General features: G+C 72.3%; 22 protein-coding genes and 1 pseudogene. 11 read left to right on the top strand and 12 right to left on the bottom strand.

Going from position 1 to position 26,380, the window contains the following annotated elements; all coding sequences use genetic code 11:
- Positions 1-166 precede the first annotated feature (166 nt).
- Positions 167-1,009, bottom strand: a complete 843-nt coding sequence (locus ACSYGO_RS05360) for a TetR/AcrR family transcriptional regulator (protein WP_460385908.1) — start codon at positions 1,007-1,009, stop codon at positions 167-169.
- 145 nt (positions 1,010-1,154) lie between these two features.
- Here ACSYGO_RS05360 and ACSYGO_RS05355 point away from each other — a divergent pair, with 145 nt between their 5' ends.
- Together ACSYGO_RS05355 and ACSYGO_RS05350 are read left to right on the top strand one after the other, a co-directional pair.
- Positions 1,155-2,264, top strand: a complete 1,110-nt coding sequence (locus ACSYGO_RS05355) for a medium chain dehydrogenase/reductase family protein (protein WP_460389675.1) — start codon at positions 1,155-1,157, stop codon at positions 2,262-2,264.
- A gap of 296 nt (positions 2,265-2,560) precedes the next feature.
- A pseudogene (locus ACSYGO_RS05350) lies at positions 2,561-2,701 on the top strand (phospholipase domain-containing protein); the annotation flags it as partial.
- A 126-nt stretch (positions 2,702-2,827) separates the two neighbouring features.
- On the opposite strand, the gene ACSYGO_RS05345 reads toward ACSYGO_RS05350, so the two are convergent.
- Complete coding sequence (locus ACSYGO_RS05345; RefSeq protein ID WP_432186946.1) at positions 2,828-3,841, bottom strand: Gfo/Idh/MocA family protein; 1,014 nt, start codon at positions 3,839-3,841, stop codon at positions 2,828-2,830.
- Positions 3,842-3,898: 57 nt separating this feature from the next.
- Entirely contained in the window at positions 3,899-4,993 is a 1,095-nt protein-coding gene (locus ACSYGO_RS05340; RefSeq protein ID WP_460385907.1) for a baeRF3 domain-containing protein, read from the bottom strand.
- A gap of 128 nt (positions 4,994-5,121) precedes the next feature.
- On the opposite strand from ACSYGO_RS05340, the gene ACSYGO_RS05335 reads away from it, so the two are divergent.
- Positions 5,122-6,540 (top strand): basic amino acid/polyamine antiporter, encoded by a 1,419-nt coding sequence (locus ACSYGO_RS05335; RefSeq protein WP_432174750.1) that lies wholly within the window; start codon positions 5,122-5,124, stop codon positions 6,538-6,540.
- A gap of 18 nt (positions 6,541-6,558) precedes the next feature.
- Positions 6,559-7,821: an arginine deiminase gene (locus ACSYGO_RS05330; RefSeq protein ID WP_460385905.1), complete on the top strand. Its 1,263-nt coding sequence runs from the start codon at positions 6,559-6,561 to the stop codon at positions 7,819-7,821.
- Between the two features lie 19 nt (positions 7,822-7,840).
- Here the strand turns inward: ACSYGO_RS05330 and ACSYGO_RS05325 are convergent, their stop codons facing one another.
- The 3 genes from ACSYGO_RS05325 to ACSYGO_RS05315 all read right to left on the bottom strand — a co-directional run bounded on the left by ACSYGO_RS05325 (position 7,841) and on the right by ACSYGO_RS05315 (position 11,743).
- Positions 7,841-9,391, bottom strand: a complete 1,551-nt coding sequence (locus tag ACSYGO_RS05325; RefSeq protein ID WP_460385904.1) for an FMN-binding glutamate synthase family protein — start codon at positions 9,389-9,391, stop codon at positions 7,841-7,843.
- Between the two features lie 112 nt (positions 9,392-9,503).
- A complete protein-coding gene (locus tag ACSYGO_RS05320; protein WP_432174752.1) occupies positions 9,504-10,025 on the bottom strand; it encodes a DUF4232 domain-containing protein in 522 nt (173 codons plus the stop codon).
- 143 nt (positions 10,026-10,168) lie between these two features.
- Entirely contained in the window at positions 10,169-11,743 is a 1,575-nt protein-coding gene (locus tag ACSYGO_RS05315; protein WP_460385902.1) for an alpha/beta hydrolase, read from the bottom strand.
- Between the two features lie 277 nt (positions 11,744-12,020).
- Between ACSYGO_RS05315 and ACSYGO_RS05310 the strand changes: the two genes are divergently transcribed.
- Positions 12,021-12,683, top strand: coding sequence for a chaplin (locus ACSYGO_RS05310; RefSeq protein ID WP_460385900.1), 663 nt, complete (start codon positions 12,021-12,023; stop codon positions 12,681-12,683).
- 83 nt (positions 12,684-12,766) lie between these two features.
- Here ACSYGO_RS05310 and ACSYGO_RS05305 read toward each other — a convergent pair whose 3' ends face one another.
- Both ACSYGO_RS05305 and ACSYGO_RS05300 read right to left on the bottom strand, forming a co-directional pair.
- Positions 12,767-14,263: a glycoside hydrolase family 76 protein gene (locus ACSYGO_RS05305; RefSeq protein WP_460385899.1), complete on the bottom strand. Its 1,497-nt coding sequence runs from the start codon at positions 14,261-14,263 to the stop codon at positions 12,767-12,769.
- A gap of 104 nt (positions 14,264-14,367) precedes the next feature.
- On the bottom strand, positions 14,368-14,916 hold the full coding sequence (locus tag ACSYGO_RS05300; RefSeq protein WP_460385898.1) for a GNAT family N-acetyltransferase: 549 nt from the start codon (positions 14,914-14,916) through the stop codon (positions 14,368-14,370).
- Between the two features lie 213 nt (positions 14,917-15,129).
- On the opposite strand from ACSYGO_RS05300, the gene ACSYGO_RS05295 reads away from it, so the two are divergent.
- On the top strand, positions 15,130-15,987 hold the full coding sequence (locus ACSYGO_RS05295; protein WP_460385897.1) for a GNAT family N-acetyltransferase: 858 nt from the start codon (positions 15,130-15,132) through the stop codon (positions 15,985-15,987).
- Between the two features lie 30 nt (positions 15,988-16,017).
- On the opposite strand, the gene ACSYGO_RS05290 is transcribed toward ACSYGO_RS05295, so the two are convergent.
- The gene (locus ACSYGO_RS05290) at positions 16,018-16,767 is read right to left on the bottom strand and encodes an MBL fold metallo-hydrolase (protein WP_426678420.1); all 750 of its coding nucleotides are present in this window, start codon (positions 16,765-16,767) and stop codon (positions 16,018-16,020) included.
- 865 nt (positions 16,768-17,632) lie between these two features.
- Here ACSYGO_RS05290 and fusA point away from each other — a divergent pair.
- Positions 17,633-19,726 (top strand): elongation factor G, encoded by a 2,094-nt coding sequence (gene fusA, locus ACSYGO_RS05285; RefSeq protein WP_460385896.1) that lies wholly within the window; start codon positions 17,633-17,635, stop codon positions 19,724-19,726.
- Positions 19,727-19,869: 143 nt separating this feature from the next.
- Here the strand turns inward: fusA and ACSYGO_RS05280 are convergent, their stop codons facing one another.
- Entirely contained in the window at positions 19,870-20,304 is a 435-nt protein-coding gene (locus ACSYGO_RS05280; RefSeq protein ID WP_426678422.1) for a (2Fe-2S) ferredoxin domain-containing protein, read from the bottom strand.
- Positions 20,305-20,577: 273 nt separating this feature from the next.
- Positions 20,578-21,390, bottom strand: a complete 813-nt coding sequence (locus ACSYGO_RS05275; RefSeq protein WP_460385895.1) for an EamA family transporter — start codon at positions 21,388-21,390, stop codon at positions 20,578-20,580.
- 266 nt (positions 21,391-21,656) lie between these two features.
- On the opposite strand from ACSYGO_RS05275, the gene ACSYGO_RS05270 reads away from it, so the two are divergent.
- The gene (locus ACSYGO_RS05270; RefSeq protein WP_432174762.1) at positions 21,657-22,511 is read left to right on the top strand and encodes a LysR family transcriptional regulator; all 855 of its coding nucleotides are present in this window, start codon (positions 21,657-21,659) and stop codon (positions 22,509-22,511) included.
- 22 nt (positions 22,512-22,533) lie between these two features.
- Here the strand turns inward: ACSYGO_RS05270 and ACSYGO_RS05265 are convergent, their stop codons facing one another.
- A complete protein-coding gene (locus ACSYGO_RS05265) occupies positions 22,534-22,938 on the bottom strand; it encodes a cupin domain-containing protein (protein WP_426678425.1) in 405 nt (134 codons plus the stop codon).
- A gap of 243 nt (positions 22,939-23,181) precedes the next feature.
- Between ACSYGO_RS05265 and ACSYGO_RS05260 the strand changes: the two genes are divergently transcribed.
- From ACSYGO_RS05260 to ACSYGO_RS05250, 3 genes are read left to right on the top strand one after another with little or no spacing between them, the layout of a single operon-like run.
- Positions 23,182-23,745: a carboxymuconolactone decarboxylase family protein gene (locus tag ACSYGO_RS05260; protein ID WP_432186932.1), complete on the top strand. Its 564-nt coding sequence runs from the start codon at positions 23,182-23,184 to the stop codon at positions 23,743-23,745.
- Between the two features lie 38 nt (positions 23,746-23,783).
- Positions 23,784-25,325 carry a sugar ABC transporter ATP-binding protein gene (locus tag ACSYGO_RS05255; RefSeq protein ID WP_460385894.1) on the top strand — a complete coding sequence of 514 codons (1,542 nt, stop codon included), beginning with the start codon at positions 23,784-23,786 and terminating at the stop codon, positions 25,323-25,325.
- Positions 25,322-26,335 (top strand): ABC transporter permease, encoded by a 1,014-nt coding sequence (locus ACSYGO_RS05250; RefSeq protein WP_426678428.1) that lies wholly within the window; start codon positions 25,322-25,324, stop codon positions 26,333-26,335. Before ACSYGO_RS05255 ends, ACSYGO_RS05250 begins: the two co-directional genes overlap by 4 nt.
- Positions 26,336-26,380 lie beyond the last annotated feature (45 nt).

Genomic DNA, 26,380 nt, shown 5'->3' with positions numbered 1-26,380 from the left:
CGACGCGCTGTAAGGGATTTGGCAACACCCGATACGGTGGTGCATCTGGCATATGCCGCAGTCCTTCCGGGCCGGTCGCCCGGGACGGATGCGGTACGCGTGCGGCGGGTCAAGTCGTAGGTGGCGTACGTGACTTGACGGGTGACTGCGGGGTTGTGCCCGTCGTTCATTCTCCCGTTCGAGGAGCATATGTGCGAGTGCTCGTGAAGTCTTTCACCTCGGCGTCGTACAGGGCCGCCGGGTCGATGCCCATCGAGGCGAAATTGCCCTCGATCTCCAGGCTGGCCAAGCCGTGCAGACGGGCCCACAGGATGGTGGATCGCGCGGCGACCGCCTCCGGGACGTCCTCGATGCCGTGGCGCTCCATCCACTGCCGGAACTGTGCCGCCGGACCCTCCGGAGCCGCCGGGTCCGGCTGTGCCAGGTCGCTCACCGCCTCCAGTACGACGTTCATGGCGGGCTGGGACGCCTCGACGAGGCTGGCGGACTGGGCGTCGTACCCCTGGAGCGGCGCCCGGAAGAGGAGCCGGTAGCGGTGCGGCTCGGTCAGCGCCCAGGCGCGGTAGGCCCGGGCGATCGCCGCCAGCCGGGCGACGGCGTCCGGAGCCTCGGCGCCGCTCGTGCCCGTGCCGGTCGTGCGGCCCGCGTCGGTCGCGCCGCCCACGCGGGTCGCGTCGGTCGTGCCGCCTGCGTCGGTCGTGTCGCCCGCGTCGCTGTCGTGCGGGCCGCCGCCGGGGTGCTTCGCCTCGTGGCCCGCCGCCCGGGACAGTGCGGCCGCCAGGTCTCCGTAGGCGTCGACGACCAGCTCGGTGAGCAGGCTGTCCCGGTTGGCGAAGTAGCGGTACAGCGCGGGTCCCGTCATGCCCAGCTGCTTGGCCACCGCGTTGAGCGACAGTGCCTCCGGACCGCCTTCGGCCAGCTGCCCGAGCGCCGCCGTCTTGACCTCCTGTCGTACCTGCGCGCGGAACCGATCGCGCGGGCCCGTACCGGTCCGGCTTCCTGTGGCCACGTCATCGCCTCTTCGTCTGCTGGGGGTGCGGTGGTGACCGCTCTTGACTAACAGAATATAGAGGAGCAAGCTTTAGTTAGAACCTCTCACGCAAGCGAGAGTCAATAACGAAGGAGCTCTGTCCGTCATGAACCCGGAGGCCGTCATGGAGAGTCACCCCGTCGAGAACGGCGACCCCGCCGAGCGTGGCGACACCGCCGGGGGAGCGGTGACCGAGGTCGTCCTCCCCGGCGTCGTGGAGCCCGCCGGCCTGGAGATCCGCGTCCGCCCCGCGCCACGGCCCGCCGCGGGCGAGGTCGTCCTCGCCCTGGAGGCCTCCGGAGTGTCCTTCGCCGAGCAGCAGATGCGCCGCGGCAAGTACTACGACCAGCCGCCGTTCCCCTTCGTGCCCGGGTACGACATGGTCGGCGTCGTCGTCCGGGTCGGCGAGGGCGTGGACGCCTCCCTGATCGGCCGGCGCTTCGCCGCGCTGACCAAGGTGGGCGGATGGGCCAGCCTCGTCGCGCTCCCCGTCGCCGGTCTCGTCGAGGTCCCGGGCGGACTGGACCCCGCCGAGGCCGAGACGGTGGTCGTCAACGGCATCACGGCCTGGCAGATGCTGCACCGCGTCGCCCGGGTCCGTGCCGGACAGACCGTTCTGGTGCACGGGGCGAACGGCGGAGTGGGCTCCACCCTCGTACAGCTGGCCAGGCACGCCGGCATCCGGGTCATCGGCACGGCCTCGCCCCGGCACCACGAGGCGGTGCGCGCGCTCGGCGCGACACCGCTCGACTATCGCGCCGCCGATCTTCCCGGCCGGGTCCGGGAGTTGGCGCCGGGCGGCGTCGACGCCGTCTTCGACCACGTGGGCGGCGACGGCATCGTGGACTCCTTCGGTCTGCTGGCGAAGGGTGGCACGCTCGTCTCGTACGGCACCGCGGCCACCCGGGACGTCGCCGGCTCCTCCAAGCTGCCCGTGCTCAAGCTCATCGGCCGGCTGCTCCTGTGGAAGCTGCTGCCCAACGGCCGGCGCACGCACTTCTACAACATCTGGGCGGGCAAGCGCCGTTCGGCCGCCTTCCACGAGCGGCTGCGCACCGACCTCGGCCAGGTGCTCGCCCTGCTCGCCGACGGCACGATCACCGCGCAGGTGGCGGCGCGCGTCCCGCTCAGCCGCGCGGCGGAGGCCGTTCGGCTCGCCGAGTCCGGCACCGTCACCGGCAAGGTGATCCTCGTCCCGGACCCGGCGGACGGCACGGCGCCCGGTCCCCGGTGACGACGTCCCGGCAGCCCGGCCCGCGCGACGTGCCGGCCGCGGCCCGACGGCGCGCAGGGGCCCGTCCCCGCCGACTCGCTGGGATTCGGCCGCTGTTCACCCGGGTCTCACCGCGCGCTGTGGACCCTGACCGTCACCGCGTGCACGCCGGCGCGCGGTGTGCCACAGGGGCACGCCGGCGACGAGGGCGGGCGAATGACACCACCGGCGACGCGACGAAGGCGGGCAGGTCGGCCGAGGTCGGCTGCCGGTACGCCACCGAACCCGGCACCGGGAAGACGGCCGTCTACTTCCGGATGAGCGACACCGCCGCCTCCGCGGTCACGTTCACCGTCACCTCGAACCACTACCGCGGCGACGGCCCCTGGATGTACACGGTCGCCGCGGGCGGTTCGACGGAGGACTTCTTCAACGCGGTCGCGTACCAGAACGGCTGGTACGACTTCACGATCACCGTGGACTCCGACGCGAGCTGGTCACGGCGGTTCACCGGGCACATCGAGACGGGCGCGGCGAGCGTCAGCGGCTGCGCGGCGGCGGGCCGGGGAGCCCGCCGCCGTCGTTCACGCGTACAGGTCCGGGCGCGGGGCCAGTTCGACGGTCACCCGGCCGCCCTCCTCCAGGGCCCGGACGCCCGCCTCGGCGACGGCGGAGGCCGCGTACCCGTCCCAGGCGCTCGGGCCGGTGACCCGGCCCTGCCGGGTGGCGTCCACCCAGGCCTGCACCTCACGGTCGTAGGCGTCGGCGAACCGCACGAGATAGTCCTGCGCCACCTCCTCGTGCGCACCGCCCGCCCGCGTCACCACCATCGTGTGCTCGTCCCCGATCCGGGCGCTGCCCGACTCGCAGACCGCCTCGCACCGCACCTGGTACCCGAAGCCGCAGTTGACGAAGACCTCGACGTCGACCACCGCACCGTCCGCGGTCTCGAACAGCACGAACTGGGGGTCCTGCAGGCCTTCCGGGGCGTGCGAGGAGGGCCGGGGGCGGAGCACGGTCACGGCCGTGAGCTCCTGGTCCAGCAGCCAGCGCGCGGCGTCGATCTCGTGCGAGACGGAGCTGTTGACCAGCATCGCCGAGGTGAAGTGGGGCGGCGACGACACGTTGCGGTGGGTGCAGTGCAGCATCAAGGGCCTGCCCAGCCGGCCGCTGTCCAGCAGGGACTTCAGGCGCAGGTACTCCGCGTCGTACCGGCGCATGAAGCCGATCTGGGCGAGCCGGCGGCCGAGCCGCGCCTCCGCCTCCACCACCCGCAGCGCGCCCGTGGACTCCGGCACCATCGGCTTCTCGCAGAGCACCGGCAGCCCGCGCGCGAAGGCGGCGAGGAGCGCGTCCTCGTGCGCCGGGCCGGGGGAGGCGATCAACACCGCCTGCACACCCGGCGCGTCGAGGGCGGCGACGGCCTCGGCGTGCACCGAGACGTTCTCGATGCCGGCCACGGCGTCCTTCGCCCGGTCCGTCTCGGGGTCCGCCACGGCGGCGACCCGGGCGCCGCTCACCAGCTGGTCGATCCGTCGTATGTGGTCGGCTCCCATGTGTCCGGCACCCAGGACTGCGACACCCAACAGGTCGTTCACGCGCTCCGTACCTCTCCGCCGACGTTCGGTTCTCTGTCCGATTGTCGGTCGGAGTGATCAGTAACGCAGCACCCCGGCGATGCCTTTCGCGTCCCTGAGGCTCCCGTCGGGGACGAAACGGACCTCGGCACCCGTCTCCAGGCACTGTTCGACGATCTCGTCGACGATGTCCTCACGGGAGTCCAGATCACCGCTCTCCGCCGGGACGAGGTGGTCGCCGTCGTCGCGGACCGTCACACGGTAGTTCTCCTCGACGGCGAGCAGCCGGACGCGGCCCTCGGTCGCGCTGTGCCACACCTCGTCGACGCCGGCGGCGAACTCCTTGCGGCCGAGAGCCGTTTCGAGTTCGCGGGCGACCTCGACGGCGCCCTTGCGTTCCTCGGCGTTGATCAGCGGGCGGATCGTCTGCCACACGGCTTCGGCGGAACCGTGCGCGAGCCCGCCGTGCGGGATGTGCGTCGCGTCCTTGGTCACGGTGCCGAGCTCGTCCAGGAGGGAGAGCGCGGCGGTCTCACCGGTGACGTACAGCGGTCGCGGGTTCTCCCGCAGGACCGAGGCCACGACGGTGTCCGCGTCGCGCAGGAACCGGCGGGTGCCCTCGTCGCGGAAGGTGCTCGGCATGTCACCGATCTGCTCCTGACGTTCCGCGTCGAAGTTCTCGCGGCCCCTGACCAGCGGGAATCCGCCCGTGTGGTCCTCGACGACATGGCCTCCGCCGCCGTTCCAGAGGGTCACCCGGTCGGCGGCGACGGACAGGACCCAGAACGGGCGCTCGGAGGCCTGCGCGGCGACGAGATTGCGGGTCAGGAAGGTGTCCGAGAGCACGACGCGCTCGGGCACGGTGCGTGCCAGGGACCAGACCTGGTGTTCGCCGGGTGCCGCGAAGATCACCAGACCGTCCTCGGCATGCGCCAGGTCGACCTCGGACACGGCCCGGTCGAGCTGCTGGAGGACATCGGTGCGCCGCTCGCGGGTGACGGCGGGATCGGCCTCCAGCTGCTTCTTGGCTTCGGTCATCACATTGCGCAACCGGACCGGATCCTGGGCGTTGTCGGGCTCGCGGCGATGTGTCGGCGTCAGCACCGACACCGCCGGGTAGGGCCGCGGCCTGCGCAGCTCGGAGAGGGTCGCGGGGCTGAGTGCGTGCTCCATAACAGCACCATAGGACCAATTCCCTTATCGGGCATTTGGTGCAATTCGTTGCTAGGGTCGCTGCGTCGCCAGATGACGAGGTCCGCATCGTGGTCGCGCACGACGATGCCCTTCCCGGCAGGACGCCCATGACGCAGGTGGACACGGACGCGCAGGCGCCGCCGGCCGCGAAGCTGACACTGCTGACCCTCACGATGATGGTCGTCGGCTCGATGGTCGGAGCCGGAGTCTTCTCCCTGCCGAGCCGGTTCGCCGAGGAGACGGGCGTCGCCGGCGCCCTCATCGCCTGGGCCGTCGCCGGCACCGGCATGCTGATGCTCGCCTTCGTCTTCCAGCGCCTGGCGATCCGCAGACCCGACCTCGACGCGGGCGTCTACGCCTACGCGAAGGCGGGCTTCGGCGAGTATCTCGGCTTCTTCTCGGCGTTCGGCTACTGGGCCAGCGCCTGCGTCGGCAACGTGACGTACTGGGTGCTGATCATGTCGACCGTCGGGGCGATCGCGCCCGCGCTCGGCGAGGGCGACACCGTCCTCGCGGTGGTGATCTCCTCCGTCGGCCTGTGGGCGTTCTTCCTCCTCATCCGCCGCGGGGTCAAGGAGGCGGCGGCCATCAACCGGATCGTCACCGTGGCGAAGGTCGTGCCGATCCTCGTCTTCGTCGTCCTCGCGCTCTTCTACCTGAAACCGCACGTGTTCGCCGAGAACTTCGCCGGCGCCGACTACGCCGGTTCGCTCTTCAACCAAGTCAAGGGCACCATGCTGGCGACCGTGTTCGTGTTTCTCGGTGTCGAGGGCGCGAGCGTCTACTCACGGCACGCCGACCGCCGCGAGGACGTGGGCCGCGCGACCGTCCTCGGCTTCCTGAGCGTCTTCGCGATCTTCGCCTCGGTGACGATCGTGTCGTACGGGCTGATGCCGATGAGCGAGATCGCCGCGCTGCGCCAGCCGTCCATGGCCGGGGTCCTGGAGAGCGCGGTCGGCACCTGGGGCAAGGTCTTCGTCAGCGTCGGGCTGATCGTCTCCGTGCTCGGCGCCTACCTCGCCTGGACGCTGATGGCGGCAGAGGTGCTGTTCGTCGCCGCCAAGGACGAGGACATGCCCCGCTTCCTCGCCCGCTCCACCGCCGCCGACGTGCCGGTGCCCGCCCTGGTGATGTCGACGATCCTCACTCAGATCATGCTGGTCGTCACCCTGTTCTCGGACGACGCGTTCAACTTCGCGCTGGACCTGACCAGCGCCCTGACGCTGATTCCGTTCCTGCTGGCGGCCGCCTTCGCCGTGAAGATCGCGCGCACCGGACGCGGCAGGGACCTGGCCGTCGGCCTCCTCGCGACCCTCTACACCGCCTTCCTGCTGTACGCGGCAGGACTGAAGTTCATCCTCGTCTCCTTCATCATCTACGCGCCCGCCACGGTCCTGTTCGTGATGGCACGGCGCGAGCAGGGCAGACGGCTCTTCTCGCCCCGCGAACTCGTCATCCTCGCCGTCTCGACCGCGGGCGCGGCCCTCGGCATCGCCGCCCTCGCGCTCGGCTGGATCAGCCTCTGACCCGGAGAAAGGCACACCGTGACCAGTCAGGACACCACCGGCCGTCCCGCGTACGGCGTCCACTCGGAGGTCGGCAGACTGCGCAAGGTGCTGGTCTGCGCGCCCGGCCTCGCGCACCGCAGGCTGACCCCCACCAACTCCGACGACCTGCTCTTCGACGACGTCATGTGGGTGGAGAACGCCCAGCGCGACCACGCCGACTTCGTCAACAAGCTGCGCGAGCGCGGCGTCGACGTGGTGGAGCTGCACGAACTGCTCGCCCAGGCCATGGCGATCCCCGTCGCCCGGGACTGGCTCCTGGACCGGAAGATCACCGCGAACGAGGTGGGACTCGGACTCGTCGACGACACCCGGGCCTTCCTGGAGACCCTCGGACCCGCCGAGCTCGCCACGTACCTGATCGGCGGTCTGGCCACCGCCGACCTGCCGGACGCATTCCGCTCCGGCTACGTCGCCCTGGCCCGCGAGTCGACGGGCGTCCGCGAGTACCTGATGCCGCCGCTGCCCAACACCCTGTACACCCGCGACACGACGTGCTGGCTGTACGAAGGGGTCACGCTCAACCCGCTGTACTGGCCCGCCCGGCACGACGAGACGCTCCTGATGAAGGCGATCTACACCTTCCACCCGGACTTCGCGGGCTCTCCCGTGTGGTGGGGCGACCCCGAACGGGACTGGGGCCAGGCGTCGTTCGAGGGCGGCGACATCATGCCGGTCGGCAACGGGATCGTGCTGATGGGCATGAGCGAGCGCACCTCACGGCAGGCCATCACCCAGGTCGCGGCGGCCCTCTTCGAGAACGGGGCCGCCGAGCACGTCATCGTGGCGGGCATGCCGAAACTGCGGTCCGCCATGCACCTCGACACCGTCTTCACCTTCGCCGACCGGGACCTCGTCACGCTGTACCCGACCATCATGGACGCGGTCCACACCTTCTCCCTCCGCCCGAGCGACAAGGCCCCCGGGATCGAACTCACCGACGAGGGCTCGCGTCCCTTCACCGACGTCGTCGCGAAGGCCCTCGGCTTGTCCGAGCTGCGCGTCGTGGAGACCGGCGGGGACGTCTACGCCTCCGAGCGCCAGCAGTGGGACAGCGGCAACAACGCCGTCGCGCTGGAACCGGGCGTGGTGTTCACCTACGACCGCAACACCCAGACCAACACCCTGCTGCGCAAGGCCGGCATCGAGGTCATCACCATCGTCGGCGCCGAGCTCGGGCGGGGGAGGGGCGGCGGCCACTGCATGACCTGTCCCATCGTCCGCGACCCGGTGGACTTCTGAGCACGTCGACCGCGGGCGTTCAGAACACGTCCGGGTCCGCCGCCCGCCAGTCCGCCCGCCACGACGCGGGCGGCCCGGTCAGCAGCACACCGGGCTCCAGCCACTCGTGGAGCTCCGCGTACGAGCGCACCGTCGCCGCGTCGGTGCGCCGCAGCAGGAGACGGGGCACGAGGCCGGCCGGGTCCCGCACCCCCGCGGCCGCCATGATCCGGCAGGCGCTGCGCACGGTCGCCCGCTGATACCGGTGGACACGCTCGGCCTTGTCGGCGACGTCCAGGGCGCGCACCCGACGAGGGTCCTGCGTGGCGATTCCCGTCGGGCAGGTGCCGGTGTGACAGCGACGGGCCCAAAGACAGCCGAGGGCGAGCATCATCGCGCGCGCGGCGTTGGTGTAGTCCGCTCCCTGCGCCAGCCGCACGACGATGTCCGCGCCGGTGGCGACGCCACCGCTCGCACCGATCCGGACGCGGTCGCGCAGCCCGGCACCGACCAGCGCGTTGTGCACCGTGAGGAGGCCCTCCGTGAGCGGCGTCCCCACGGCGCCGGGGAACTCCGCCGGAGCGGCGCCCGTACCGCCCTCCGCGCCGTCGACGACGATGAAGTCCGGGGTGACCCCCTCGGCGAGCATCGCCTTGCAGACGGCGAGGAACTGACGGCGCGAACCCACGCACAGCTTGAACCCGGTGGGTTTGCCACCCGCCAGCTCCCGCATGCGGGCCAGGAAGCACACCATCTCCCGTGGAGTGGAGAACTCCCGGTGGTACGCCGGTGACACCACGGCCCGGCCCGCCGGCACGCCGCGCACCCGGGCCACCTCGGCACCGACCTTCGCACCCGGCAGGATCGCGCCGGCCCCCGGATGAGCGCCCTGCGAGAGCTTCAGCGACACGCACTTGACCTCCGGCAGCGCCGCCTTGTCCGCGAACTCCCGTGCCTCGAATCGCCCTTCGGCGGTGCGGCAGCCGAAATACCCGGTGCCGATCTCCCAGATCAGGTCCCCGCCGCCGCGCAGATGGTGGTCCGACAGACCGCCCTCGCCGGTGTCCTGCGCGAAACCGCCCTTCGCCGCCCCCCTGTTCAGCGCGAGGACGGCGTGCGAGGACAGTGCGCCGAAGCTCATCGCGGACACGTTGAGCAGGGCCATGTCGTACGGCTTGGTGCAGTCGGGGCCCCCGACGCGGACCACGGGTGGCTCGTCGGGCACCTCGGCCGGACACATCGACGGCTCCAGGAACTCGTGCCCGCTGGCGTACACGTCCCGTCGGGTGCCGAACGGCTCGGGTGCCTCGGCACCCGCGGCACGCTCGCGCACGAGGGCCACCACGCCCGGACCGTACGGTCGCCCGTCGTCGGCCCGTCCGGCGGAGTGACGTCCCGCCACGACGCGCGGGAAGCGGCCGAGCAGGGGGTGGTTCCGCAGCACCGCGCGGCGGCGCTGTGCCAGGTCGTGCACCGCGAGCGCGGTCAGGGCCAGCAGGATTCCGGCCGCGCACCACCACCACGCCGACACGGCGCATGCCAGGACCAGCGCCCCGGCCGCGCCGAGGGCGACGAACAGCGGCAAGAGCATCCGGCGCACACCACGAGTCAAGCCCACCTCGCGGCGCGGGGCGAAAGCTGAGCTGCCGCTCGGGTTGTCCGCGGCCCCGCGACCGCACACGCCCAGTGATGCCGGGAGGCGCTCAGCCGAGGCCGAGCGCCTTGTCCGCGGCCGCCACGGACGGCTTCCACCACGTCGTCACCGGCTCCCACACCAGCACGGCGTCCCCCGCGCCCAGCTGCTCCGCGGTGAACGAACGCCCGAACAGGGACGGGTCGGCCGACACGGTGATCGAGTCCACCCTGCGCGCCTCGGGATCGGCCGGGTCGGTGATCGTCCGGACGGCCGCGTACGCCGTCCGGCCCGGGCCCAGGCGGTACGGTCCGCTCTCTCCCGCGGGCGTCGGCAGGGCGGCGCCGTCCAGGTCCCCGAAGGTGACGGTGGGGATGCGGTCGACGGTGCAGGTTCGGGGGGAACGGTTCGTCACGCCGATGTGCACGACGCGGGCGTCCGCGGACTGCCCGGCCCGCAGCTGGAGGACCTTTTCCGCACACTTCGCGATCCGGCCGGCGGCCTGCTGCGGAGTGGCCGAGCCGCTCTGGGGCACCGCGAGGAGCACAGCGGTGGCGGCGGCCGAGAGGGTGAGGACGGTTCGGATGCGCATCGGCGGTTCCCCCTGGAGTCGTCACGAACGGTGCGCCGTGCCCGGTACGGGCGGCGCCCTGCCCAGTGTGACCACCGCGGCGTACGAGAGGTTGTAGCCGGCTCGTCCGTGTCACCCGGCCGTGTCACCGCCGGACCGCGCCGTCAGCGTGCCTTGTCGTCCTCGGCCCCGCAGGAGCTGCCGCTGCCCGGGAGGGAGCCGTACAGCAGGAAGTCGTCGACCTTCTGGTGCACGCACTTCGACGACGTGTAGCCGGTGTGCCCCTCGCCCTTGTTGTCGAGCACCACGGCCGAGGGACCCAGCCGCGCGGCGGTCTCGACGGTCCACCGGTACGGGGTCGCGGGGTCACCGCGGGTGCCGACGAGCAGCATCTTCGGGGTGTGGACGTCGCGCACGTGTTCGCGGATGAAGTCGGTGCCCTTGGGCCGCCCGTAGCACAGCATCACCTGGTTGAGCCGGAACGGGCCGAAGACGGGGGAGGCCTCCTCGAAGGTGGCGCGCAGCCGGCTCAGGTCGTCGGTGAGCCGGGCGGCGGTGGGCCGGTCGGGGTCGTCCGCGCAGTTGATCGCCATCAGGGCGGCGAGGAGGTTGTCGACGGGGACGTCCTCGTCGCCGACGAGGCCGCCGTCCGTCCGGCCCGCCGCGCGCACACCGGGCAGCGCGATGCCGCCCGACAACTGGGTCAGGGCGTGGGAGTCGCCGTCCTGGATCAGGGCGGCGAGGGCCTGTTCGAGCGAGGGCCACAACGACTCGCTGTAGAGCGCCTGGCTGATCGCGCCCACCAGGTCCTGGCCGGTGAACTGGGCGCCGAAGGCCGACGTCATCGGGTCCCGGTCGAGCGAGTCGACGAGCTGGACGACCTGCTTCCGCGCCCCGCGCGCGTCCTTGCCGAAGGGGCAGGCCACGCCCTTGACGCACCAGGTGAGGAAGTCGTCCAGCGCGGTCTGCTGCCCCTGGGCGCTCACCAGGGACTGCTCCGTGAGCGATTCGGTGAGCGTGTCCACTCCGTCCAGCGTCATCCGGCCCGTCTTGTCGGGGAACTGGGCCGCGTACACCGCGCCCAGCCGGGTGCCGTAGGAGAAGCCGAGGTAGTTGAGCTTCTTGTCGCCGAGCGCCTGGCGTATGACGTCCATGTCCCGGGAGGCGTTGATCGTGCCGATGTGGCGGAGCACCGGGCCGGAGTGCTTGACGCACTGCTTGGCGTACTGCTCCACCGTCCTGAGCGCGGCCTTGGGGTCGCCCGCCTCGACGGTGGGGTCCGTGGTGGCGGAGATGTCCTGGGCCCCCGCGCCGCAGCTGACGGGCGAGGACCGGCCGACGCCCCGGGGATCGAAGGTCACCACGTCGTAGCCGTTGGTGAGCCCCATGAAATCCTTGCTGTCGGCGGCGAGCTGGGATATCCCGGCGCCCCCCGGGCCGCCGAAGTTCAGCACCACCGAACCGCGCGACGCACCGGTCGCCCGATAGCGGGCGAGTGCCACGTCGAGGGTGCCGTCACCGGGCCGCGCGTAGTCCAGCGGGACGGTCACCTTGCCGCACTGCATGTCGTGAGGCATGCCGGAGCCCGTGCAGGCGGCCCACTTGACCTTCTGCTGGTAGAAACGCGACAGGTCGGGCTGGTCCGCGGCCGCCGCCACCGTGGGGAGGCTCGCCGCGAGCAGCGCGAGCGTCGCGGTCGCGGCTCCGGCGACCGTGCCTCGTTGGTGCACGGACAGCATGCATGCCTCCAGGCTCGCCCCGCGATGGACCGGCGACACCCCCTCGATCACGATAAGCGCGGCCCCGGGGGCACGCCTCCCGACGAGCGCCCCCGGTCGGTGTGCCTTACCCTGCGCGACCGCTCCTGTCGCAATCCGTCACCACCTGGTCGCGCCCGTTCGAAAACGGCGACCCTCGTTGGAGTGAAAGACCGATAAGCCATAACTCGGATGGTGCTCCTGCGTTTTACGCGATGCGGGTGAGTGCCCGCGACGATGTCTGGAAGGCAGGAAACCTATGAAACGGGCTACCCGAAATGGGTTGATCGCCGCGGCCGCCGCCTCGGGTGCGCTCGCCGTGACGATGCCGGCACACGCCGACTCCACGGCGGACGGCACCGCGGCCGGGTCGCCGGGACTGATCTCCGGCAACACCATCCAGCTCCCGGTGCACGTTCCCGTGAACGCCTGCGGGAACACCGTGGACGTGGTCGGACTGCTGAACCCCGCGGCGGGCAACAGCTGCGCCACCAGGAGTGACGGGGGAGCGCCGAAGGGGACGGGTGCGAGCTCGACACACGGCGGCGCGGTCGCCGAGGGCGGCGGAAAGGATTCGCCCGGGCTGCTGTCCGGCAACGGTGTGCAACTGCCGGTGGACCTGCCCGTGAACGTCAGCGGCAACTCCGTGAACGTCGTCGGGGTGGGCAACGCGGCCGTGGGCAACGAGTCGACGAACACCTCCGGCGGCCGTCCCGAGCAGCCGTCCACGCCCACGCCACCGGCGGCCCCGCCCAAGGCGCATCCCCGCCCCGTGGTGCCCCAGCAGGCCCCGGGTCAGCCGGTGCCCGCCCTCGCCAGCACCGGCGCGGACCAGACGGTACCCACGATCGCCGCGGGCGCCGCGCTGCTGCTGGGCGGAGCCGTCCTGTACCGGCGTTTCCGGCCCGTCGGGGTGCGCTGATCCGCGGCCACCGACGAAAGGCCCCACCGGGTCCGTGACCGGTGGGGCCCGAGCGGAGTCCGGCGGACCGGAGAGCCCGCGCGTCAGGGCGTGGCGTTCAGCAGGTCGAGCGCGCTCTGCTGCCGGGCCGCGTCGGCCCGGTCCGGCGGCCCGGTCCAGCGCAGACCGTACTGGTCGAGAGCAGTGCGGTCCCGGCGGAACGCGGCATCCGCCTGCCTGCGCAGATAGGCGGTGTACGGATGGTCGGGCAGCGCCGCGTCGAGCCTGCCCAGGCCACGCACGTGGGCGCCCTTGAAAGAGGGGCCGTCCGCCCCGCAGTCCCCGGTCTCGCACGGGTCCCGCAGTATCCCGTCCGCAGTGTTGAGCTCAGGGGACGTGGTGGCGGCGTCCGCGATCTGCCGGGCCGCGCTCAGCACCGCGCCGTCACCGGTCGCGCGGTTCAGCTCGGTGAGCGCGCCCAGCAGGACGCCCTGGTTGTAGGACCACACGGTGCCGCCGTTGTTGCGGCAGGTGGACAGGCTGATGCCGTCGTTCACCAGGTGCGCGGAGTTCACCATTCCCGTCGACCCGAACCACGTCCAGCCCGCCCGTGCGCGCGAGAGATAGGCGGTGTCGCCGGGGAGACGGTTGTGCAGGGCGGCGTTGAGCTGGATGTAGAGCGAATTGGCGATCGCGTTCTTGTAGGTCTTCGCGGTGCTCCACCACACCCCGCCGCCGCACGTCGTGTCCCAGTACGCGGCCATGTGCTCGGCGTCGGCCCGCGCGGTGGTGAGATAGCGCGCGTCCCCGGTCAGGTCGTACGCCGCCACCCAGGCGAGCCCCCACCAGCCGGTGTCGTCGATGTAGTCGTTGCGGAACTGCCCGCCCTGGGCGTTCAGCTGACGGTCGTAGGTGGTGGCGACGGCGTAGCGGTAGCTGCCCATGCCGGTCGCCCGGATGTTGTCGATCACGGCGGTGAGCGCGTTCGCCGAGTTCCACCAGCCGGTGGTCGCGAAGAGCCCGGTCGCGTTGTCGTAGAACATCATCTCGGCCGTGGCCGCGGCCGTACGGCGCTCGCCCGCGTTCCATGTCGTGCGCGCCCACGCGGTGCACGCGATGTCGCCGCGGTCACCGGCCTTTCCGCAGGCCCGCAGCGCGCCGACGCCACGGGCGTTCCAGTCGTCCACGTTGTACATCAGGGTGCGCCACCCTCGCTGTCCCGCGGGCACGGTGGTGTCGCCGAGCCTGCTGCCGGAGCTCCAGGTGCGGCCGCCGTCGAAGGAGCGGTCGAGCCAGACCTCGTCGCCGGGGCTGCCGTTGTCCAGCGACCCCCATCCCATCGCGTCGGCGTCGTCGAAGTGGAGGGTGATCGACCGGGAGAAGAGCGTGGTGGAGACCGGGGTCCGGTCCTGCGGGGACAGGGCGGGATCGCGGGCGTCGCAGTACTTGTTGCAGACGGCCGCGGCGAGCGCCGGCGTCGGACCGGCCCCGGGCGTCGTCCCGGCCGCGGCGGCGGACGACGAGGGCAGGGTGATGCCCGCCGCGAGGGCGAGGAGGACGGGCACGGCTCTTCGCAGATGCTGCGACAACGTTGTCGACATGATCGGCCTCCGTTCGGGAGGTGGGGAAGAGAGCGCTCCCGGAAGCTAGTCGCGTGACGTGGCCGCGTCAATGAAGGCGGTGGCGGACGAACCGTCGGGTGCGACTAGATGGAGGCGGTGGCGGACGAGTCGTCGGGTGCGACTTCCTCGCGGAGGATGCTGTACCGGACCCCGTCACGCCACCGTCCGTCACGGAACACGACACTGCGGAGCACCCCCTCGCGGGTGAATCCCGCCTTCTCCAGGGCGCGTTGCTCGGCGACGTTCTCCGACTCGGTGTCGGCCTCGACGCGCTTCACGAGCGTGTGGGCGAAGAGGTAGCGGACGAGCTGCCGCTGGGCCTCGGTCCCCACGCCCTTGCCGCGCGCGTCCGGCAGCAGGGCGATGCCCATGTTCCAGTAGTACGTGGTCCGGCTGGAGGAGACCTTCCGCCAGGCGACGAATCCCAGCCGCTCGGACTCCCGCACCACCATGAGATGGCCCGCGTCCTCGGTGATGAGGCCGGTGTCCGCCCACTGCCGCCGCCAGCGCCGGATGTCCCACCAGCCGAACCACTGGAAGGGGGTCGACACCTCGGGCTCCGTCAGGAACCGCTCCAGGACGGGCAGATCGTCCTCGGTCACCGGGCGCAGGGTCACGTGTTCGGCACTCATGACGGCAACCCTAGGCCGTCCGTGGGACAACACCCCCGAGAACAGACCGGGTTGACACCGTTGCCCGTGCCCCCGGGTGTCGTTCGCCGGACTGGCCGAATCTCTCCCGGCACGGGACTGTTGCGGCTGCGATCGTTGCGGAGATCGGGAAGGATGCTGCGCGTGCGGCGGACCACCGCACCGAAGCGACCCCGTACGGAATGGAGCGCCCACATGACCTCTCCGGGACCGGAGCATCTCGTCGTGGCCCAGGCCTCGATCGACGACTGGAAGGTGGTCGGCGAGTGGGCGGCGGACGAGGGGTGGAATCCCGGGCTGTCGGACAGCGCGAGCTTCTTCGCCCAGGACCCCGAGGGCTTCTTCATCGGACGCATCGGCGGTGAGCCCGTCTCGGCCGTCTCGGTCGTCAACTACGGCGCCGACTACGCCTTCCTGGGCTTCTATCTGGTACGGCCCGACCTGCGCGGCCGCGGCTATGGCCTCACCACCTGGAAGACGGCCCTCGCGCACGCCGGCGACCGTACCGTCGGCCTCGACGGCGTGGTGGCGCAGCAGGACAACTACCGCCAGTCCGGCTTCGAACTCGCCTACCGCACGGCCCGGTTCGGCGGGATCGTCCCCGAGGGCGAGGCGCCCACGGGAGTCAGGGCCGCCACGGACGCGGACCGGGCGGCCATCACGGCGTACGACAGCGCCTGCTACCCGGCCGACCGGCCGGTGTTCCTGGACTTGTGGCTGACCGGTCCGGGCCACCGCACCTTCGTCCGCACCGCCGCGGACGGGCGGCTCACGGGGTACGCCGTGATCCGCCCGGCCCGTGACTCCCTGCGCGTCGGCCCGCTGTTCGCCGACACCGCCGACGACGCCCGGGCGCTGATCGCCGCGCTGGCCGACGACGCCGCCGGCCGCCCGATCGCCATGGACGTGCCGCAGACGAACACGACGGGTGTCGCTCTCGCGGAGGAACTCGGCCTGACGCCTTCCTTCGAGACGGCCCGCATGTACACGGGACCCGTCAGGCCGTTCGCGGGAGAGCGCGTCTACGGAGTGACCACGCTCGAACTCGGCTAGCCCGCCGCGGGATCTGTCGGGCCCGGCCCCTCAGCCGGCGAGTTCGCGGGCGCGACGTGCCGCTTCGCCCACCGCGCCGCGGTGCACGGGGCCGTGGCCCGGCAGCAGGATGTCGGCGGGGAGGGACTCGATGCGCGCGAGGGAGGTACGAGCGCCGTCGCGATCGGTGTCGAACATCTCCGGGAGCAGCTGCGGGCCGCGCCCCCGTGCGGTGGGATGCCCGGTGACGAGGGCGTCACCGGAGATCACGATCCCGGCGTCCGGCAGATGGTAGACGCAGTGCCCCGGCGTGTGGCCCGGGGTGTGCACCGGCACTGGACGTCCGGGCAGGTCCAGCGCTCCCTCCTGGGGGAATGCCTCGGGCTGCGTCATCCGTACGTCCGCCTTGCCGCCGGACCGCAGGGCGTGCACCGCCCACGGCAGCACCCCGGGGCGCCACCCCTGGCGCAGCACCTGTCCCACGCTCACCTGGTGCAGGAACTCACGGCGCGCGTGCGGCACTTCCGCCTCGTGCATCAGGACCGGGACGCCGAAGACGCGGTTCAGATGGTCGGCGGAGCCGAGATGGTCGTTGTGCGCGTGGGTGACGAGGACGGCACGGACGGCCTCGGGCGCGTGGCCGAGCGCTTCGAGGGAGGCGAGGAGTTCCCCGCGGTCGCCGGGATAGCCGGTGTCGATCAGGGTGGCGGCGTCGCCGTCGCTCAGAACCACCCAGTTCGTGTTGCTGCCGTGCACCAGGTGCACTCCCTCGGCAGCCTCGACGATCGCATCCTCGCGCATGACCATCCCGACGTGTGAGACCTGTGCGCGGCCCGAGCCGCTGTGCCGAGGAGACGCTATCGCGACTTCCCACGAGCGCCGACAGGGGTGTGCGCGCCGTGTCCGGCACGATGCCCGACCTGCGCCGATGCCGATCGGCGGGGCGCGGCCTGCGGCCGCCGCGGCGGGCCGTGCGGATGCTGCCCGGCAGCGGCGAGGGGGCCGCTCGGCCGGACAGGGGCCGGTACCCGGTGGGGTGGCTGTTGGGCACGGTGGGGACGGGTGCCTGGTGGGGTGGCTGTTGGGCTCGGTGGGGACCGGTACCCGGGGAGGCGGCCGTTCGGCACGGTGGGGACCGGCGGTGGAGCGGCGATCGCCGGTCGCGGGTCGGTCGTGGGTCGCGGGTCAGGCGGCGGCCGGCGGTCCGGGGATATTCCGGTGCGAGGCGGGACCCTGCTTCCCTAGACTCCTCACATATTCGCGCACCGCCGCATCGGCGCCGCGCATCGTGACGAGTGAGGGGAGCCGGGCCGTGCGTGACCGCACCGCTGTCGTGGTTCCCCCGTCGCTGTACGAGGTGATCCTCGTGTCCTCGTGGGCCCGGTACCCGCTGCGCGGCCGGTACCGGAGGCCCGAGACGACCGTCTGATCTCCGCCCCTCGCCCTTCACACCGACAGGTCACCACCCGTCCGTACCGCGCACGCCGGCAGCCTTCCGGCTGCCCAGGTGTGCGCCCGCCGACGGCCCGGTCCGTCGGCGCCGACGCGGCGGCATGCGCCCGCCGCGTCGCGGTGCGGTGTGCAGGAGATCCCCCACGGCCCGAACCAGGGGCCGCCGTCCGGGAATCGCGCCACCCGATCCGGATCACCTGAAAGGCCATGCGCCGTGCGCACCGACCTGCACCGTCACCTGAGCAGCCCCCTGTCCACCGTCCGCAATCTGGGCATCCTCGCCCACGTCGACGCGGGCAAGACCACCGTCACCGAGCGGATCCTCTACGCCACCGGCACCACACACAAACGCGGAGAGGTGCACGACGGCACCACCGTCACCGACTTCGACTCCCAGGAACGCGATCGTGGCATCACCATCTTCGCCGCGGCCGTGACCTGTGCCTGGGACGGCCACCGGATCAACCTGATCGACACACCCGGCCACGTCGACTTCTCCGACGAGGTGGAGCGCTCGCTCCGGGTCCTCGACGGCGCGATCGCGGTGTTCGACGCCGTGGCCGGTGTCGAGCCGCAGAGCGAGTCGGTGTGGCGGCGGGCCGCCCGGCACGGCGTCCCGAGGATCGCCTTCGTGAACAAGCTGGACCGCGCCGGCGCCGACCTCGACGCGGCCGTCGAGTCGATCCGGCAGCGGCTCCATCCGGCGCCGCTCGTCGTGCAGTTGCCGATCGGTACGGAGGACACCTTCACCGGAGTGGTGGACCTGCTGCGCATGCGGTCCCTCGTGTGGGCCGACGGCAGCGACACCGCCGAGGAGGGCCCGGTGCCGGAAGCCCTGCTGGACGAGGCACGGCGGCGCAGAAGGCTCCTCGAAGAGGCGGTGGCGGAACTCCACCCGTCCGCGCTGGAGGAGTTCTGCGCCGATTCCACCGTGCGGGCCTCCACGCTGGCCTCGGCGCTGCGCGACCTGACCCGGACCGGCGAGGGCGTCGTGGTGCTCTGCGGCTCGGCCTACCGCAACCGCGGGATCGAACCGCTGCTGGAGGCCGTCGTGGCGTATCTGCCCTCGCCGCTGGACGTGCCCGCCGTACGCGGCACCGGCGACGACGCGGGGCAGGAGCGGACCGCCGACCCCGAGGAGCCGTTCGCCGCCCTGGTGTTCAAGGTCAACGCGACGGCGACGGGCCGGCTGACGTACGCGCGGGTGTACTCGGGAACCATCCGGAAGGGAGAGACAGTGGTGGACGTGGGAGCACGGCGCACCGAACGGGTCAGCCGCATCCTGCGCGTCCGGGCCGACCGGTACGCGGAGCTGGACACGGCCGTCGCCGGCGACATCGTCGCGCTGATCGGGCCGAAGTCCGCCCACGCCGGGGCGACTCTGTGCGCCCCGACGGCTCCGCTGCTCCTCGAACCGCCCGCGGTCGCCGAGCCCGTGGTGTCGGTCGCGGTCGAGGCGCGCCGGGCCGTCGACACCGACCGTCTGGTGTCCGCGCTCGCGCGGCTCGCGGAGGAGGACCCCTCGCTCGTCGTCCGCACCGACCCGGAAACCGGTCAGACGACGCTGTCGGGCGTGGGGGAACTGCACCTGGAGGTGGCGGTGGAGAAGATCCGGCGGGCCCACGGCATCGAGGTCGCCGTCGGCCGCCCGAAGGTGGCCTACCGGGAGACCGTCGTGCGCGGGGTGTCCGGTCTGGTCTACCGCCACGTCAAACAGGACGGCGGCGCCGGCCAGTTCGCCCACGTCGTGCTCGACGTGGAGCCACTGGAGGCCGCGCCGGGCGACGGAAGCGCGACGGGCTTCGAGTTCCGTTCGACGGTCGTGGGCGGCCGCGTGCCGCGCGAGTACGAGCGCGCGGTGGAGGCCGGCTGCCGGGACGCCCTGGCGGAGGGTCCGCTGGGCGGCCATCCCGTGACCGGGCTGCGGGTCACCCTGACCGACGGGGCGACCCACTCCAAGGACTCCTCGGAGATGGCGTTCCGCACGGCCGGCCGCCTCGGGCTGCGCGAGGCGCTCCGGGCCGCCACCATGGCGCTCCTGGAACCGGTGGCCGAGGTCACCGTCACCGTGCCCGACGACGCGGTGGGCGGGGTGCTCGGCGATCTCGCCGCACGCCGCGGACGGGTCTCGGGCTCGCTGACACGGGCGGACGCGACGGTGATCACCGCCACCGTGCCGCTGGCCGAACTCTTCGGCTACGCGACCCGGTTGCGCAGCCGCACCCAGGGCCGCGGTGTGTTCACCGCACGGCCCACCGGCCACGCGCCCGCACCGGCCACGGCGTCCCGCGAGACGCCGGTCCGGTGACACGGGCGGAGCGGTCCTGCCCCGACGCGGGTCCAGGACCGCTCCGCCTCGCACGTCCGGGCACGGGGCGTCGGGAGGTCCGTGCCGAGCGCCTCGCGCGCGAGGCGGGCGGTCAGCGGGGCGCCGTGACGGTCCGTGCCGCGTCAGCGGCGTCCCCGGGACCGGGCCCCGCGCGGCGGCCGGACGAACTGGAGCTCCAGCGCGGCCGGCGGCCGGGCGACGCCGGGACCTCCGGCCGTCGCCCAGCCGATCAGCTCCTCGGTGCAGTCGTCGTCCAGGGCGAATCCGATCCAGGCGGCCCGGCCCCCGCCGCGCCGCCCCTCGGCCGACGGCCGCACCACGATCACGTTCGCCTGGTCACAGGGGCCGAGACAGTCCGTCGTACGCACCGCGAACCGGCCCCCGGAGGCCTCGGCACCGGCCCGCAGCCGCGCCAGCTGGCGGGCGTGATCGCTCTGCGGATACTTGCGCGGATTGCCGCAGCAGCAGCCGCGGCAGACGACGAGCGTGCAGGGCAGCGCTCCGACGGCGCGCAGCACCGCAGAACGGGCGTGCGGGAGTGGACCGTTGGCTGTCAAGGTACGAGACCTTCCTCGAAGAGTGTCGAGCGGCACCGCACAAGCCAGGTCCCCCGTGCGGGGCGCCGGACCGATCCGCCCGGCGCCGATGATCAACGTACGAGATCCGTGGCCCGGCCGGCCTTCCGGCCCCGGCCGGCCCGGGATCGTCCCGGCGCACCGCGTTCATGCCGTACGCGGTGCGCCCCGCACGCGTGCCGTACGGATGCGCCCCGCGTGCGTGCCGTACGGGTGCGCCGGACCACGCGTCCGTGTGGGCCGCGCACCGAGACGTCACGCGCGCGACGACAGGATGCTCAGTGCGTTCGCGCAGACGACCCCCGTGATGGCGGACCACTCCCACGGACCGAGGGTCTGCCCCAGGACGACGGATCCCACGACGGCGGCGAGGACGGGGTTGACGCTCATGAACAGACCGAAGGTCTGGGTGGGCACGCGGCGCAGGGTCACCAGGTCCGCCAGGTAGGGCACGGCCGAGGAGAGGACACCGGCGACGACGGCGTACCCCACGGCGCCCGCGGTCGGGGGGTCGTGGAGGACGACGACCGCACCGACCGGCAGGAAGACGAGGGCCGACAGGCAGGCCGCGGCCGCCGAACCCTGCGCTCCCGGGATGCGCCGGCCGACGGTGCGGTTGAGCAGGATGTACGACGCCCAGCAGACCGCGGCGAGCAGCCCCAGCGCCATGCCGGTGTAGTCGGTGGAGGGCTGAGGGCGCATCAGGGTGACGACTCCCGCCGCGGCGATCACCGCACAGCACGCGTCCACCCGGCGACGTGAGGCGGCGAGGGCCACGGTGAGCGGACCCAGGAACTCCAGGGTCACGGCGAGGCCGAGGCCGACCCGGTCGATCGCGCTGTACAGGGACAGGTTCATCGCCGCGAACACGAGGGCCAGCAGCAGCACCGGCCACCACTGCCGCCAGGTGAACGTGCGCAGCCGGGGCCGTGCGACGGCGGTCAGCGCGAGCGCGGCGACGTACTGCCGGACGGCGACGACGCCGAGGGGGCCGAGGACGGGGAAGGCGAGGGAGCCGACCGCGGCCCCGATCTGGTTGGACAGGCCGCTGACGAACATCGTCGCCACGGCCGGCCACCGGGCACGGGAGCCGGAACCTGTGCCTGCGCCGGTGCTGGTGCCGGAACCTGTGCCTCCGCCGGTGCCGGTGCGTGCGCCAGGGGCCGGGCCGGTGGCGAGCCGACCCGGAGCGGAAGCCGGACCTGCACCCGGTGCCGGGGCCGAAGCGGGATCTGATGCCGCCGCGGGGGCGGGCGTTGCGTCCATGGCCCGATCGTGCGCCGGGAGCACTCTTGCGCAAAATGCATGCGCCGAACCATCTATACGCTTGAGTCATGGATGTGGAGCTCCGGCAGTTGCGCTGCCTCGTCGCGATCGTGGACGAGGGCACGTTCACCGACGCCGCCCAGGTGCTGGGCGTCTCCCAGGCGGCGGTGTCGCGCACCTTGGCTTCGCTCGAACGCGCCCTCGGGACAAGGCTGTTGCGGCGGACCTCCCGCGAGGTCACCCCGACGGGGACCGGTCTGCGTGTCGTCGCGCACGCCCGCCGGGTCCTCGCCGACGTGGACGAACTGGTCCGCCAGGCCACGTCCGGCACCGCCCAGCTGCGGATCGGCTACGCCTGGGCGGCGCTCGGCCGGCACACGCTGCCCTTCCAGCGAGGCTGGGCCGACCGGCATCCGGAGACCGAACTGACCCTGGTGCGGGTCAACTCGGCCACGGCCGGGCTCGCCGAGGGGGCCTGTGACCTCGCCGTCGTCCGCAGGCCGCCCGGCGACCGGCGGTTCGACTCCGCCATCGTGGGACTCGAACGGAGGCTGTGCGCCCTGGCCGCCGACGACCCGCTGGCCAGGCGCCGTTCGGTCCGGCTCGCCGACATCGGCGGGCGCACCCTGCTCGTCGACCGCCGCACCGGGACCACGACCACGGACCTGTGGCCGCCGGACGCCCGCCCGGCGACCGAGGAGACGCACGACGTCGACGACTGGCTCACCGTGATCGCCACGGGCCGGTGCGTCGGCGTGACGGCGGAGTCCACCGCCAACCAGTACCCGCGGCCCGGAGTCGTGTACCGGCCCGTGCGCGACGCGGAGCCGGTCGCCGTACGGATCGCCTGGTGGCGGGACGACCCGCACCCGGCCACCGCAGCGGTGATGGAACTGCTCACGTCGCTCTACCGCGCGGGCTGACCCCGGACACGGCAGGGACGTCTCAGCCCATCTGGTCCTCGTCCGAGAGGTGTTCCACCGTCCTGCCCGTCTCGGTGAAGGTCCGTGTCACGTGGCCCGACGAGTACACCCACAGGATGCGCAGCGGACGGTCGCCGACGTTCCTGAACAGATGGGGGAGGGGCGAGGGCACGTACGTGGTGTCGAACCGCTCCAGCTTCGTCACCGCGCCGTCGACGACGACCTCCGCCTCGCCTTCGAGGATCGTGACGTGCTCGTCGCAGTTGTGCGAGTGCAAGGGCGCACCCGAACCGACCGGATAGACGCTCATGCCGCTCGTGATGCGGTTCTCGCCGCCGGCCGACCGAGTCGTGATCAGCGGTGTCGTCACGACGGAGCCGCCGCGGTCGAGCAGGGGTACGGACCCGGCCTTGATGATCGTGGTCATCCGGAGCTCTCTCCGATCCTCGGGATCTGTGGGCGCTGCGTCGGACGACGTTAAGCCGCGGCCCCGCGAAAAGAAGGCCCTCCGGCGTGCAGTTTTACCTTGCAATCCGAGAAGGGTGAGCTTCTCGAACCCGGCTGTACCGTCGGCTGGCATCGCACGGCGTCCCGATCCGTGCCCGAAACACGCCGGAAAGAAAAGGCAGGTATCGGCCAGATGAGGCTCCCCGTACTCACCGATGAGGAAATGGATTCGCGGCAAAAGGAATTGGCCGCCCGCATAGCCGGCCGACGCGGCGCAGTCCGCGGGCCCTTCCGGGTCTGGCTGCACAGCCCGGAGATGTGCGAGCGCGCCGAATCCCTCGGTGCCTTCGCCCGCTTCGACTGCAGTCTGCCCCGGCACCTGCGCGAACTCACGCTGCTGATGGCCGCCCGGAACTGGGACGCGCAGTACTCGTGGAACGCCCATGTGCAGCAGGCGATCGACGCGGGCATCCCGCGGGCCGCGGTCGAGGCCATCGCGGAGAAGCGCGAGGCGGTCTTCGACGACGAGGCGGACCGGGCGTTCTACCAGTTCTGCCGTGAGGTCCTCGACGAGCACTTCGTGCGGGACGAGACCTTCGCCCGCGCGGTGGCCCACTTCGGATCCAAGGGACTGGTCGACGCCATCGGCGCGCTCGGCAACTTCACCATGCTCGGCATGTGCCTGAACACCTTCCAGGTGGACCTCCAGGCCGACCGCGAACCCCCCTTCCCGGACATTCGCGGCTACGGGCGGGTCCGTTCCGACGACGACCGGCCGCGGCCGTGACACCGCTCACGGACCGGAGCACACAGGGAGGTACCGCCGTGACCGCCGGGACACCGGCCGCGCCCACCGCCGACGGCGGAGGCCGAAGGGCACCCGAGGCCGTGCTCCGCGTACGCGGCGTCACCAAGAGCTTCGGCGGGGCCGCCGCCCTCAAGGGTGTCGACCTCGACGTCCACCCCGGCGAGGTGCACGCGCTGATGGGCATGAACGGCGCCGGCAAGTCGACACTGGTACAGATCCTCTCCGGCGCCCACCAGCCCGACAGCGGGACCATCGAGATCAACGGGCGTTCCCAGCACGGCCTGACCGTGCGCAGGGCCCGCCGGCTCGGCATCGCCTCGGTCCCGCAGCGCCGTGAACTGGCGATGGGGCTGACCGTGGCCGAGAACGTCATGCTCGGCGATCTGCCCACCCGGCACGGCGCGGTGCGCTGGAGGGAGCTGAAGTCCCGGGCAGGGCAGGCACTTTCGGACCTCGGCATCGCCATCGACGTGGAGCGCACCGCCGGCTCCCTCACCGTCGCCGAGCAGACCATGGTCGAGGTCGCGCGCGAAGTGCGGCGCGGCGGACGGATCCTGATCCTCGACGAGCCGACCGCCTGCCTGAGCGCGGAGGCCGCCCAGCAGATCAGGGACCTGGTGCGGACCCTGCGCGACGAAGGCGTCGCCGTCGTCTACATCTCGCACTACATCGACGAGGTCATGGCCGTCGCGGACCGGCTCACCGTACTGCGCGACGGAGCGGTGGTGCGCAGCGCGCCGGCCGCCGAACTCGATCCGGCCGGCCTCGTACGCAGCATGGTCGGCCGGGACGTCGTCTCCAGGCGTGCCCCACGGCCTGCCCCCAAGGACGAGATCGGCCTGGCGGTACGCGGGTTGAACGACGGGCGAGCCGTTCAGGACCTCACCGTCGAGGTGCGCAAGGGCGAGATCGTGGCCGTGCTCGGACCGGCCGGGGACGCGCAGTCCCGGCTGTTCGACCTGCTCTCCGGCCGCCGCCGCCCCGACACCGGCCGACTCCTCGTCGACGGAACCCCCGTGGCGCTCGGCCGGATCCGTGCCTCGCTCGCCGGCGGACTGCGCTGCGTCACCGGGGACCGCCGCGCCCTCGGCCTGGTCCCCGAACTGTCGCTGGACGAGAACCTGATGCTCGCTGACGACCGCTTCGCGCGCCGCCGCCTGCACCGGCGCGGGGCGCTCGCCCGGCGCGCGGCACCGCTGCGGCGGAGCTACGGGGTGGTCTCGCTCTCCGGCAACCCGCCGGTGAGCGCCCTGTCCGGGGGCAACCAGCAGAAGGTCCTGCTGGCCAAGTGGCTCGGGACCGAGCCCGTCGCCTGCTTCCTCGAGGACCCCACCAACGGCGTGGACGTCGCCGCCATGGCCGACATCCACACCCTCGTCGACGGCCTCGCCGCTCGGGGTGTGGCCGTGCTGCTCGCCTCCTCCTCCGCCGACGAGGTCATGCGGCTGGCCGACCGCGTGGTCGTCGTCAGCGCCGGCCGCACGGTCGCCGAACACGACATCACCGCCATCACCCGCGACGAACTCGTCGCCACCGCCCTCGGAGGTCAACCGCAGTGAGCGTCAAGACACTTCACGATGCCCCGGACCTCTCGGACCCGCCCGGAACGGCCCGGCCCCGGTTCTCCCTCGGCGCCCTGCGCCGAGCCCCGCACACCGGACTGACCGCGGTCCTGATCGTGGTGGTGGTCGTCACCGCCCTGCAGACCGAGTCGTTCGCCACCGACACGAACGTGATCAACATCCTGCGCCAGGTGAGCGTCACCGCCGTGATCGCCGCCGGTCTCACTCTGCTGATGACGGCGGGCGGCATGGACTTCTCCATGGGCAGCAACGTCTCGGTCACCACCGCGGTCGGGGCGCAACTGCTGGCGCACGGCCACTCCACCGGGTTCACGGTGGTCGCCTCGCTGGTGCCGGCGACGGTCGTCGGGCTGGTCAACGGGCTCGTGGTGACGTTCACCCGCGTCGCCCCGTTCGTGGTGACCCTGGCGACGGCGACGCTCCTGGACGGTGTCGCGCTCCTGGTGCTGAACAGCGTCAGTGTCTCCATCGGCACCAAGATGTTCGCGCTGGGCAACGACAAGGTCCTCGGCGTCCCCTATCTGCTCGTCCTCGCGATCCTGGTGCTCACGGCGACCGCCCTGGTCATGCGGTTCACCGTGTTCGGCCGCGACGCCTTCGCCATCGGCGGCAACGAACACGTGGCCCGTCTGAGCGGCATCAACGTCACGGCGCGCAAACTCACCCTGTACGCCCTCACCGGGGCCCTGTCCGGTCTGGCCGGTCTGATGCTGCTGTCCCGGCTGGGCTCCAGCAGCCCCGGCACGGGCGGCCTCTCGCTCCAGCTGACCGCGGTCGCCGCCGTCGTCATCGGCGGCACCTCGCTGGCCGGCGGACACGGCACCGTGATCGGCACCGCCCTCGGCGTGGTGCTGCTCGGTGTGGTCGCCAACGCCCTCAACCTCCTCCAGGTGTCCAGCAATTACCAGCAGGTCTCCGTGGGCGGCGTCCTCCTCCTCGCGGCCGTCGCCAACGAACTGCACAAAGCCCGGTCCGCCCGCCGGTGACCGCGCCGACTCCTGCCGGCCGGCGCGCGACCTCGCCGATGCCGG

The sequence above is a fragment of the Streptomyces krungchingensis genome (genome assembly GCF_054729265.1).
This window is presented reverse-complemented; position numbering and strand designations above follow the sequence as displayed.

Coding starts and splice junctions, on each gene's coding strand:
- ACSYGO_RS05290 (WP_426678420.1), bottom strand. CDS start 16,767: ATGCGCGAGGATGCGATCGTCGAGGCTGCCGAGGGAGTGCACCTGGTG.
- ACSYGO_RS05340 (WP_460385907.1), bottom strand. CDS start 4,993: ATGGAGCACGCACTCAGCCCCGCGACCCTCTCCGAGCTGCGCAGGCCG.
- ACSYGO_RS05310 (WP_460385900.1), top strand. CDS start 12,021: ATGAAACGGGCTACCCGAAATGGGTTGATCGCCGCGGCCGCCGCCTCG.
- ACSYGO_RS05325 (WP_460385904.1), bottom strand. CDS start 9,391: ATGCTCTTGCCGCTGTTCGTCGCCCTCGGCGCGGCCGGGGCGCTGGTC.
- ACSYGO_RS05355 (WP_460389675.1), top strand. CDS start 1,155: ATGGAGAGTCACCCCGTCGAGAACGGCGACCCCGCCGAGCGTGGCGAC.
- ACSYGO_RS05260 (WP_432186932.1), top strand. CDS start 23,182: ATGGATTCGCGGCAAAAGGAATTGGCCGCCCGCATAGCCGGCCGACGC.
- ACSYGO_RS05315 (WP_460385902.1), bottom strand. CDS start 11,743: ATGCTGTCCGTGCACCAACGAGGCACGGTCGCCGGAGCCGCGACCGCG.
- ACSYGO_RS05320 (WP_432174752.1), bottom strand. CDS start 10,025: ATGCGCATCCGAACCGTCCTCACCCTCTCGGCCGCCGCCACCGCTGTG.
- ACSYGO_RS05265 (WP_426678425.1), bottom strand. CDS start 22,938: ATGACCACGATCATCAAGGCCGGGTCCGTACCCCTGCTCGACCGCGGC.
- ACSYGO_RS05300 (WP_460385898.1), bottom strand. CDS start 14,916: ATGAGTGCCGAACACGTGACCCTGCGCCCGGTGACCGAGGACGATCTG.
- ACSYGO_RS05335 (WP_432174750.1), top strand. CDS start 5,122: ATGACGCAGGTGGACACGGACGCGCAGGCGCCGCCGGCCGCGAAGCTG.
- ACSYGO_RS05270 (WP_432174762.1), top strand. CDS start 21,657: ATGGATGTGGAGCTCCGGCAGTTGCGCTGCCTCGTCGCGATCGTGGAC.
- ACSYGO_RS05295 (WP_460385897.1), top strand. CDS start 15,130: ATGACCTCTCCGGGACCGGAGCATCTCGTCGTGGCCCAGGCCTCGATC.
- ACSYGO_RS05305 (WP_460385899.1), bottom strand. CDS start 14,263: ATGTCGACAACGTTGTCGCAGCATCTGCGAAGAGCCGTGCCCGTCCTC.